9 protein-coding genes are annotated in these 10,397 nt (G+C 71.2%); 8 read left to right on the top strand and 1 reads right to left on the bottom strand.

The features are described from left to right. Window positions 1-126 precede the first annotated feature (126 nt). From AOK22_RS32675 to obgE, 4 genes are all read left to right on the top strand, one after another. On the top strand, window positions 127-1,437 hold the full coding sequence (locus AOK22_RS32675) for a phospholipase D-like domain-containing protein (protein WP_425264095.1): 1,311 nt from the start codon (window positions 127-129) through the stop codon (window positions 1,435-1,437). A gap of 186 nt (window positions 1,438-1,623) precedes the next feature. Continuing rightward, window positions 1,624-1,944: a 50S ribosomal protein L21 gene (gene rplU, locus AOK22_RS32680; RefSeq protein WP_030362614.1), complete on the top strand. Its 321-nt coding sequence runs from the start codon at window positions 1,624-1,626 to the stop codon at window positions 1,942-1,944. Between the two features lie 14 nt (window positions 1,945-1,958). Beyond that, complete coding sequence (rpmA, locus tag AOK22_RS32685; protein WP_010986870.1) at window positions 1,959-2,213, top strand: 50S ribosomal protein L27; 255 nt, start codon at window positions 1,959-1,961, stop codon at window positions 2,211-2,213. Between the two features lie 153 nt (window positions 2,214-2,366). Then, a complete protein-coding gene (gene obgE, locus AOK22_RS32690; protein ID WP_055702336.1) occupies window positions 2,367-3,815 on the top strand; it encodes a GTPase ObgE in 1,449 nt (482 codons plus the stop codon). A gap of 143 nt (window positions 3,816-3,958) precedes the next feature. Here obgE and AOK22_RS32695 read toward each other — a convergent pair whose 3' ends face one another. After that, window positions 3,959-6,049, bottom strand: a complete 2,091-nt coding sequence (locus tag AOK22_RS32695) for a hypothetical protein (protein WP_055702337.1) — start codon at window positions 6,047-6,049, stop codon at window positions 3,959-3,961. 315 nt (window positions 6,050-6,364) lie between these two features. On the opposite strand from AOK22_RS32695, the gene proB reads away from it, so the two are divergent. From proB to AOK22_RS32715, 4 genes are all read left to right on the top strand, one after another. Next, window positions 6,365-7,471, top strand: coding sequence for a glutamate 5-kinase (proB, locus tag AOK22_RS32700; RefSeq protein WP_055702338.1), 1,107 nt, complete (start codon window positions 6,365-6,367; stop codon window positions 7,469-7,471). 226 nt (window positions 7,472-7,697) lie between these two features. After that, complete coding sequence (locus AOK22_RS32705) at window positions 7,698-8,177, top strand: hypothetical protein (RefSeq protein WP_055702339.1); 480 nt, start codon at window positions 7,698-7,700, stop codon at window positions 8,175-8,177. Between the two features lie 151 nt (window positions 8,178-8,328). Continuing rightward, a complete protein-coding gene (locus tag AOK22_RS32710) occupies window positions 8,329-9,621 on the top strand; it encodes a glutamate-5-semialdehyde dehydrogenase (protein ID WP_055702340.1) in 1,293 nt (430 codons plus the stop codon). Between the two features lie 128 nt (window positions 9,622-9,749). After that, window positions 9,750-10,361, top strand: a complete 612-nt coding sequence (locus AOK22_RS32715) for an SCO2584 family spore wall biosynthesis protein (protein WP_055702341.1) — start codon at window positions 9,750-9,752, stop codon at window positions 10,359-10,361. Window positions 10,362-10,397 lie beyond the last annotated feature (36 nt).

Here is a 10,397-nt window from a genome sequence, read left to right on the forward strand (position 1 = left end):
AAACTCATGAGATCTGACAAAAGGACGGGGGCGTGTGCGCGCGGTTGGGGAGACGGCGTGCTCACGTCGGGGGAGGGATGGCGGATGGCGCGTGCGCACCTGCGAGGCACGGGACGACACCGTGCGGTGACACCGGTCAAGGGCGGACGCCAGGCGGTCGCGCTGGCCACGGTCCTCTCGGCGGCGGGGCTCCATGCGGCGGGCGCCGCGGGGACCGCGTCGGCGGAGACGGCACCGGCCTGGACGGAAGGGCCGATATTCAACGACCCGAAGGGCGACACCGCTCACCAGTACGCGGTACGCACACGGCTCCTGGAGCTGACCAACGCGGCGGTGCCCGGCTCGACCATCAAGGTCGCGGTCTACCACGTGTGGGAGGCCTCGGTCGTCGACGCGCTCGTGGCGGCCAAGAACCGCGGCGTGCACGTGCAGATCCTGCTCGACGAGACCAGCAGGAGCGACCGCCCCGCGAACACCTCGTACAACACGCTGAAGACGGCGCTCGGCACCGACAAGAGCAAGCCGTCGTTCGTGACGCTCTGCCCGACCGGGAAGTCCTGCCTGGGCGACCCGAGGTACGGCAAGTCGATCATGCACAACAAGTTCTGGCTGTTCTCGGAGGTCGAGGGCGCGAAGGACGTCGTCGTGCAGACCACGTCGAACTCCACGCCGTCGGCGCACACGAAGTTCTTCAACGACGCGCTGCTGCTGCCGGACAACCCCGCCATGTACGACGCGTACGCGGACTACTTCACGGACATGCTCGGCAAGCGCTGGGCCGACTGGGACTACCGCACGGTCAGCAGCGGCCGCTACAAGGCGTACTTCTTCCCGCGCAACGGCACGGTCAACGAGACCGACACCATGTACTCGGTCCTGAACAACGTGAAGTGCACGTACAGGGACGCGGCCGGCGTGACGCAGCACACCAAGGTGCGCGCCGCCATCTTCAAGATCACGCGCAAGCAGATCGCCGACAAGTTCGTCGCGCTGAAGAAGGCGGGCTGCTCGGTGAGCATCCTGTACGCGGAGACGGACAGCGCCAAGAGCCAGAACGGCACGCCGGGCACCTGGGAGCAGCTCCACAAGACGGGCGGCCCGGCCATGCGCTGCTTCAACGACGACCGGGACCCGCTGCGCCCCGGCTCCCGGCTGACGACGCCCTACATCATCCACTCGAAGTACGTGCTCATCGACGGCATGTACGACGGCAAGCGCAACAAGCTCTCCTTCACCGGCTCGCAGAACTACACGGCGCCCGCGCTGCGCGAGAACGACGAGGCGATCGTGAAGATCGACGACGACTCGGTGCACGACACGTACCGCGATCACTTCGACCGCACGCGGGCGGTGGCCTGGCCGGGCAGCGCCGACAAGACCGACCTGTGCAAGGGCGTCAAGCCGCTGCCGCCGGACGGCGAGAACCCGGTCACGTGAGCGGGGGTGCGGGGCCGGTTTGACCCTCCGGGAACGGCCCCGTAACCTTGACCGTCGGCGTGTTCCTATGCACGTCCGCCCCTCGTAAACCTTTTTCCTCCCGTGGCCTGTGCCATGAGAGAGGCCGCTCGCTTCTTGCGGCGGCTGGACTGCGGGGGACCCGTTCCGAGCGAGAGAGAGATCCGCGTGTACGCCATCGTGCGCAGCGGTGGTCGCCAGCACAAGGTTGCTGTCGACGACATCGTTGAGGTTGACAAGATTTCCACTGCCAAGGTTGGCGACACGGTCGAGCTCTCGACCCTGCTCGTTGTCGACGGCGACGCCGTGACCAGCGACCCGTGGGTCCTTGCCGGCATCAAGGTCACGGCCGAGGTCGTGGACCACCACAAGGGCGCGAAGATCGACATCCTTCGCTACAAGAACAAGACCGGCTACCGCCGTCGTCAGGGTCACCGTCAGCAGTACACGGCGATCAAGATCACCGGTATCCCCACGGCTGCGAAGTAAGGGACTGAGACAAGATGGCACACAAGAAGGGCGCATCGTCCACTCGGAACGGTCGCGATTCCAATGCTCAGCGGCTCGGCGTGAAGCGCTTCGGCGGTCAGGTCGTCAACGCCGGTGAGATCCTGGTCCGCCAGCGCGGCACCCACTTCCACCCGGGCTCGGGCGTCGGCCGCGGCAAGGACGACACCCTGTTCGCGCTGGACGCCGGTGCGGTGGAGTTCGGTACCCACCGCGGCCGCAAGGTCGTGAACATCGTTCCGGTCGCCTGAGTCCGTCGTCACTGACTGACTAGGCGCTCGTCGAGCGAGTTCTGCGAGGGCGGACCTCTCTTCCCGGTTTCGGGAAGCGGGTCCGCCTTTCGCGTGTTCTAGATGGACACACACGCAGTAGACATTTCCGTACGTTTCTGGAGGCACCCCACCATGACCACCTTCGTGGACCGCGTCGAACTGCACGTCGCCGCGGGTAACGGAGGCCACGGCTGTGCCTCCGTCCACCGTGAGAAGTTCAAGCCGCTCGGCGGACCGGACGGCGGCAACGGCGGCCGTGGCGGCGACGTGATCCTGGTCGTCGACCAGGACGTCACGACGCTCCTCGACTACCACCACAGCCCGCACCGCAAGGCCACCAACGGCCAGCCCGGCGCCGGTGACAACCGCTCCGGCAAGGACGGCCAGGACCTCGTCCTGCCCGTCCCCGACGGCACGGTCGTCCTCGACAAGCAGGGGAACGTCCTCGCCGACCTGGTCGGCCAGGGCACCACCTTCGTCGCGGGCCAGGGCGGCCGCGGCGGCCTCGGCAACGCGGCCCTCGCCTCCGCCCGGCGCAAGGCCCCCGGCTTCGCGCTGCTCGGCGTGCCCGGCGAGGAGCGGGACGTCGTCCTTGAGCTCAAGACCGTCGCCGACGTCGCTCTGGTGGGCTACCCGAGCGCGGGCAAGTCCTCGCTGATCTCCGTGCTGAGCGCGGCGAAGCCGAAGATCGCGGACTACCCGTTCACGACGCTCGTCCCCAACCTGGGCGTGGTGACGGCCGGCTCGACCGTCTACACCGTCGCCGACGTGCCCGGCCTCATCCCCGGCGCCAGCCAGGGCCGCGGCCTCGGCCTGGAATTCCTGCGCCACGTCGAGCGGTGCAGCGTGCTCGTCCACGTCCTCGACACGGCGACCCTGGAGTCCGACCGCGACCCCGTCTCCGACCTCGACGTCATCGAGGAGGAGCTGCGGCAGTACGGCGCGGGCCTGGAGAAGCGCCCCCGCATCGTCGTCCTGAACAAGGTCGACGTGCCGGACGGACAGGACCTCGCCGATCTGGTCCGGCCCGACCTGGAGGAGCGCGGCTACCGCGTCTTCGAGGTGTCGGCCGTCGCGCACAAGGGCCTCAAGGAGCTGTCCTTCGCGCTTGCCGAGCTGGTCGGCCAGGCGCGTGCCGCGAAGCCGAAGGAGGAGGCGACCCGCATCGTCATCCGGCCCAAGGCCGTGGACGACTCCGGCTTCACCGTGCGCCGCGAGGAGGTCGCCGGCGAGCCGCTGTTCCGCGTGCGCGGCGAGAAGCCCGAGCGCTGGGTGCGGCAGACCGACTTCAACAACGACGAGGCCGTCGGCTATCTCGCGGACCGCCTCAACCGCCTCGGCGTCGAGGACGAGCTGATGAAGGCCGGTGCGAAGTCGGGCGACGGCGTCGCCATCGGCCCCGAGGAGAACGCGGTCGTCTTCGACTGGGAGCCGACGATGATGGCGGGCGCGGAGATGCTCGGGCGGCGTGGCGAGGACCACCGCCTGGAGGCGCCCCGGCCGGCCGCGCAGCGCCGCAGGGACCGCGAGGCGGAGCGGGACGAGGCGCAGCAGGCGTACGACGACTTCGAGCCGTTCTAGGCGGGCTCCCCGCACCGGGGCGGTGCCCACCGCCCCGGTGCTCGGTGCCGGGCGGCGGGACCGAGGCGTCACGCACCAGTGGACCTCCACGAGAAGGGCCCCGGAGCACGAGCTCCGGGGCCCTTCTCATGCGTCAGGCGGTGCTACGCGGTGACCGAGTCCTCCGCGCCGTTCGACTCCGACGCGTCCTGCGCCGCTTCCTCCGCGGCCTCCTCGGCGATCCGCTGGCCGGGGATGTCCGCGTCGACGCGGGAGGCCATCCGGGCGCGCCGGGCGTCGGCCTGGGCGCACAGGTCGAGGGCAGCCGCGTTGAAGCGGGCCAGGGAAGGCGGGTCGGAGGGGCCCAGGAGGTGCTCCTTGAGCTCGGCACGGGCCTCGCCGTGGGAGTCCAGCTCCGGGGCGCGTACGGCCTTCAGGAGGCCTGCCACGCCGTCCGCCTCGGGCGTGAGGATCGTCGCCGCGGACGCCGTCGGGAAGCTCGCGCGGAACTCCGCCTCGGACATGCCCGCCGTGTTGGCGACGGCGTACGGCTTCTCGCTGCTCAGCCAGTCCGAGACGACCGAGGAGACGTCGCTGATCAGCAGGTCGGCCTGGTTGAAGCAGGAGAAGATCGCCGGGCGCGAGGACGTGATGACCTGGTGCTCCCACTCGGGGAAGGAGCCCCAGAACGCGGTCTCCCACGCGGCCGTCGCCTCGGCCACCGCGGCCTGCGCGTCGCCGTCCGGGGCGCCCTGGAGCATCATCCGCTCCTGCTCGTCCGCGCTCTTGCGGAACTTCCGGGCGGTCAGCTGGTCCAGGACCGCGGCGCGCCGCTCCAGCTCGGCGGCGGCCTCGGGGCCGGGGCGCGCGCCGGAGCGCTTGGTGTTGGCTGCGAGGATCATCGCCTTGATGCGCTCGTTGGCAGCGCCCGCCTGCGGGTTCTGCGAGCCGGTCATCGGGTGCGGCTTGTAGAGGAGGCGTACGCCCGGGTCGGCGAGCAGCTCACGGACGATGTTCTCGCCGGCGAGGACCACGGAGGTGTTGCCGGGGTTGCCGTCCCAGCCCTCCCAGGTGGGGGCGTACAGCACGGTCGTGTACGTCCCGGTGGGCGCGCCGGCGTAGGGGCGGATCGGGGACAGCTGCGGGCGGCCGACCTCGACGACGTCCTTGTCCTCGACGCCGATGTCCGCGAGCTGGTAGCGGTCGCGGGCCGCGGGGCCGGCCACCCACACCTCGTCGTAGGCCTTGGCGTAGGGGTTGCAGGAGGAGAGCTTGTCGCTCTCGCCGTGGTTGATGAAGGCGTGCTTGATCGTGGGGATGCGCAGGACCTGCGAGGTCTTCGCGGCGTTCGCCGGGTGCAGCATCATCTTCAGCGTCGACGTCTCCAGGGAGAACATCGTGGCGACCTTCGGGAAGCAGATGATCGGGACGTCCGTCGCGTCGATCTTCTGCACCATGAACCGCTCGCGGAGCACGATCAGCGGCTTGCCGTCCAGCGCGGAGAGCGTGGAGAGCCACATGTTGGCCTGGTACGCGGACGTGGTGCCGCCGGAGAAGTACATGGCGACGGTCGGCTTGTACGCGGCAAGCCACTCGTCGAGCCACTCCATGACCTTCTCGTCGTTCTTCGCCCGCTTCTTCGGGAGCAGCCAGGTCGCGAGGTAGAGCGCGCCGGCACCGATCAGCGTGATGGAGACGGCGAGCCCGATGCCGCCCCAGTACGCGTCGGTGGTCGCGGCGGTGACCAGCAGGCCGACCGTGGTCGGCACCGAGAAGGTCAGCAGGCGGTGGGCCTGGCGGCGCGACAGGATCCGCGGGGGAGCGGCCGTCAGGTGCAGCTTCGAGGTGTCGATGTTGCGCGTGACGATCGGCAGCGAGCGGGTGCGGCGCACCAGCACCGCGACGGCCTGGCAGCCGAAGTGCAGCATGTAGAAGGCGAACAGCGCGATGGTCAGCGGCGACTGCTCGGCCAGCGGCTCGATGCCGTCGATGCGCAGCAGGCCCACCAGGACCAGCATGTCGCGCAGGAGCTGGCGGACCGTGACGTCGAAGCGGATCTTGCCAAGGAGGGAGAGGAGGCCCGGCTGCTTGTACTGCAGATAGATGTCGAGCGCGAGGTTCGCTGCCGCCGCGGCGATGAAGACCGGGACGTAGGGAATCAGCGCGGTCACGAGCTGGGTCGTGAAGAGCGCGAACATCGCGAGCAGTGCTGTCAGCTGCACGACGCGACGTGGGGCGAGTCCGGCGGAGGGCACGGGCTTGGGCTCCTGGCGGGGATGAAGTGGGAATGGGGGGAAGTCGACCACTGACCGTATGACGCGCGGTGGCTCCCTAGCAATCTTCCGTGACATCAATCACCGGATAAAGGGGCAAAGAAGACTGAACCTCGACGGCGTTTTCTGCCTCTGACTGGATTAGGCCCCGGTGCGCGCCCGGCGGCGCCGGAGCCGGTCCGCCCCTCGGAATGGGCAGGCGCCCGACCCGCGCGCTCACGTAGATTGCAGGTCCGGAGCGGCGGGTTCATCACCCGGGACCAGTTGGGGAAGAGCGTGGCAGCGGCAAGGCAGTCAGTGGCAGAGGCGCAGCGGGTCGTCGTCAAGGTCGGGTCCTCATCTCTGACCACCGCATCGGGGGGCCTGGACGCGGACCGCGTTGACGCGCTCGTCGACGTGCTGGCCAAGAGCCGCAGCGGCGGCGAGCGGGAGATCGTGCTCGTCTCCTCCGGCGCCATCGCCGCGGGGCTCGCCCCGCTGGGCCTGGTGCGGCGCCCCAAGGACCTGGCCCGTCAGCAGGCCGCCGCCAGCGTCGGCCAGGGCCTGCTCGTGGCCCGCTACACCGCCTCCTTCGCGCGGTACGGCGTACGCGTCGGCCAGGTGCTCCTCACCTCCGACGACATGGCCCGCAGGGCCCACCACCGCAACGCCTCGCGGACCCTCGGCCAGCTGCTCGCCATGGGCGCCCTGCCCGTCGTCAACGAGAACGACACCGTGGCCACGGACGAGATCCGCTTCGGCGACAACGACCGGCTGGCCGCCCTCGTCGCCCACCTCGTCCACGCCGACCTGCTGGTCCTCCTCTCCGACGTGGACGGCCTCTACGACGGCGATCCGGCCAGGCCCGGCACCTCCCGGATCTCCGAGGTCACGGGCCCCGACGACATAGCGCACGTCCAGATCGGCAGCGCCGGCAAGGCGGGTGTCGGCACCGGCGGCATGGTCACCAAGGTCGAGGCCGCGCGGATCGCCGCGGCCGCCGGCATCCCGGTCGTCCTGACCTCGGCGAGCCAGGCGGGCGACGCCCTCGCGGGCCGCGCCACGGGCACGTACTTCCACCGCACGGGACGCCGCTCCGCCGACCGCCTCCTGTGGCTGCAGCACGCCTCCGAGCCGCAGGGCGCGCTCACCCTCGACGACGGGGCGGTGCGCGCGGTCGTCGAGGGACGCAAGTCGCTGCTGCCCGCGGGCATCGCCGCGGTCGAGGGCGAGTTCTCCGCGGGCGACCCGGTCGAGCTGCGGGACGCCGCGGGGCGGGCGGTCGCGCGGGGGCTGGTCAACTTCGACGCCAAGGAGATCCCGATGCTCATCGGCCGCTCCACGCGCGATCTGGCACGGGAACTCGGACCTGCGTACGAGCGGGAGGTCGTGCACCGCGACGATCTCGTCCTGCTGCCCGGATAGGCCGCGCGCCACCCCGGCAAAGCCGCAGGTCGCGTCGGACCATCAGTCCCACCGGCCCCGGCCGAAAACCGCCGGGAACGGTTCCGGCCGACCGGCCCGTGCGAGGTGAAACTCCCCAAAACCGCCCCGCGGGACCGCTTGGCCTGCTCAACTTTGTTGAAGACAGTTGCGCACGACCGTTGCGTATCCGCACCACCATTGCGTAAAGGAGGCCGTCGTGAGACGAGTGCGCCCAGGGCCGGCGTCCCGCGGTTCGGCCGAGCGCGCGCTGACGAGCGTCGCCGCGGGGGCGGCCTACGAGAGCGACCCGCACACCGCGCAGGAGGGCGATACGCGCGAGAGCCGGGAGGGCGAGACCGTGGAGGCGCCCCGACTGTGGCACGTCACGCTCAGCGTCTCGGGCGCCGAGGCCCCGCTGAAGGAGGTCAGGCGAGGCCTCGAACAGCTCGCCCATGACCACCCCTTTCTGCTGACCAGCAGGTACGCGCCGGACCACGCCGAGATCCGCTACTGGGAAGAGGCCCGCGATCTGCACGACGCGGCCGCGGTCGCGCTGCGGCTGTGGGGCGAGCACCGGCAGACCGCGCAGCTGCCGCCGTGGGAGATCGTGGGGCTCGAAGTGATCGACCGCGACACGTACCACCAGCGCATCGCCGAGGGGTACGGCCCGCTGCCGGCCACCCCCGTCGGCGTACACCCCTTCTGAGCCGCCGCCCCGGAGCGTCCGGGGCGGCGCGGCCCCGGGGCCGGACCGGAGCCCGGAGGCCGGAGCCCGGGGGACAGCAGTGCCGGAAGCCGGAGTCTCGGGGACTGGAATACCGGGTGGACGCCCCGCGCGCGGGGATTACCCTGCGGGCATGACGTCGCTCTCTCCCGTCTCGCCGTACGACAACCTCTCGCCGGTCGCCCAGGCCGCCTACCGCGCCCGCGGTGCCGCCGCCACGCTCGCGCCACTGCCGCGCGCCGCCAAGGACGACGCGCTGCTCGCGATCGCCGACGCGCTGGAGGTGCGCACCGCCGAGATCGTCGCGGCCAACGCCGAGGACACCGCGCGCGCCCGTGAGGCCGGGACCAGCGAGTCGATCGTCGACCGGCTCACCCTCACCCCCGAGCGCGTCCGCGCCATCGCCGCCGACGTGCGCGACGTGGCCGCCCTGCCCGACCCGGTCGGCGAGGTCGTCCGCGGCTCTACGCTGCCCAACGGCATCGACCTGCGCCAGGTCCGCGTCCCGCTCGGCGTCGTCGGGATCATCTACGAGGCCCGTCCGAACGTCACCGTGGACGCGGCCGCCCTCTGCCTGAAGTCCGGCAACGCCGTGCTCCTGCGGGGCTCGTCCTCTGCGTACGCGTCCAACACCGCGCTCGTGCGCGTCCTGCGCGACGCCGTGCACGGCGCCGGGCTGCCCGCCGACGCCGTCCAGCTCGTCCCGGGCGAGAACCGCGACTCCGTACGGGAGCTGATGCGCGCCCGCGGCCTCGTCGACGTGCTCATCCCGCGCGGCGGCGCCTCGCTGATCAAGACCGTCGTCGAGGAGTCCACGGTCCCCGTCATCGAGACCGGCACGGGCAACTGCCATGTGTACGTGGACGCGCGGGCCGACCTCGACATGGCCGTCGACATCCTGATCAACTCCAAGGCCCAGCGCCCCAGCGTCTGCAACGCCGCCGAGACGCTGCTCGTGCACAAGGACATCGCCGACGCGTTCCTGCCGCGCGCGCTCGACGCCCTCGCGGAGGCCGGCGTCACCGTCCACGCCGACGAGCGCGTCCTCGCGTACGCCGACGCCTCCAAGGCCACCGTGGTGCCCGCGACCACCGAGGACTGGGAGACCGAGTACCTCTCGTACGACATCGCGGCCGCCGTCGTCGACACCCTGGAGCAGGCCGTCGAGCACATCCGGCTGTGGACCTCCGGGCACACCGAGGCCATCGTCACCACGTCCCAGCAGGCCGCGCGCCGCTTCACCCAGCTCGTGGACTCCACGACGGTCGCCGTGAACGCCTCGACGCGCTTCACCGACGGCGGTCAGTTCGGCTTCGGCGCCGAGATCGGCATCTCCACGCAGAAGCTGCACGCGCGCGGCCCGATGGGGCTGCCCGAGCTGACCTCCACGAAGTACATCGTGACGGGCGACGGCCACGTGCGCTGAGCGCTCGGGGCCGTGTGCGCCCGGTATGCGGGCGCACGCGCGCCCGGCGGCTGGGGAGTTGAGTGCCACTCGGGCCGAATTCCCTTTCTGACTGCCCACATTGCCCCTCTCAGGTCTACTCTGGAAGGGTGCCGGAGGACGTGGGGGGCACGCCGTCGTTCCCTGACGGCTGGGAGCCCGACGACGACCGCGACCGCGGGGGTGCGGACGAAGAGTTCGCCTCCGTGGTCTTCGACGAGGACTTCGTACGCGCCGCGGAAGTGCATGAACCGACCGCCGTGGAGCGGTTGTTGGCCGCTGCCCAGGCGCGCGCCGAGGCCTCCGAGGCCGAGGCCCGCAGGGCCCGCACCCGCGGACCGGGCCACGACGCCTCGGACGACGAGTACTACGACGACGGCTTCGACCCCGACGACGGCGCCGGGTACGGCCGCGACGGCGACCTCGACGACGTCTACGAACACGACCCCCTCGACGACGGGTACGGCCGCGGGGGCCGCCGCCTGGGCCGGGCCCGCTGGCACCGCCCCGTCGCCTGGATGCTCGCCCTCCTGATGGGCATCGGCATGGTCGCCCTCGCCTTCACCGCCGTCTACCGCGGGGCCTCGTCGGGCCGCCAGGAGCAGGTGCCCGCACCCGCCTCGACGGAGGTCGGCCAGAGCGACAAGAAGGTGGCGACGAGCCCCTCCGCCTCGGCCGAGTTCGGCCAGCCCGCGGTCCCCGCGGTGCCGCGCACGCCCTGAGCGCGCCGCCGTCCCCGCCTGCCCGGTCACCCGCCC

This window comes from Streptomyces silaceus (genome assembly GCF_001419745.1).
GTDB lineage: Bacteria > Actinomycetota > Actinomycetes > Streptomycetales > Streptomycetaceae > Streptomyces > Streptomyces silaceus.

Bases quoted from the DNA above. Each gene is read 5' to 3' on its own strand.
- rpmA (WP_010986870.1), top strand. From the start codon at position 1,959: ATGGCACACAAGAAGGGCGCATCGTCCACTCGGAACGGTCGCGATTCC.
- obgE (WP_055702336.1), top strand. From the start codon at position 2,367: ATGACCACCTTCGTGGACCGCGTCGAACTGCACGTCGCCGCGGGTAAC.
- AOK22_RS32710 (WP_055702340.1), top strand. From the start codon at position 8,329: ATGACGTCGCTCTCTCCCGTCTCGCCGTACGACAACCTCTCGCCGGTC.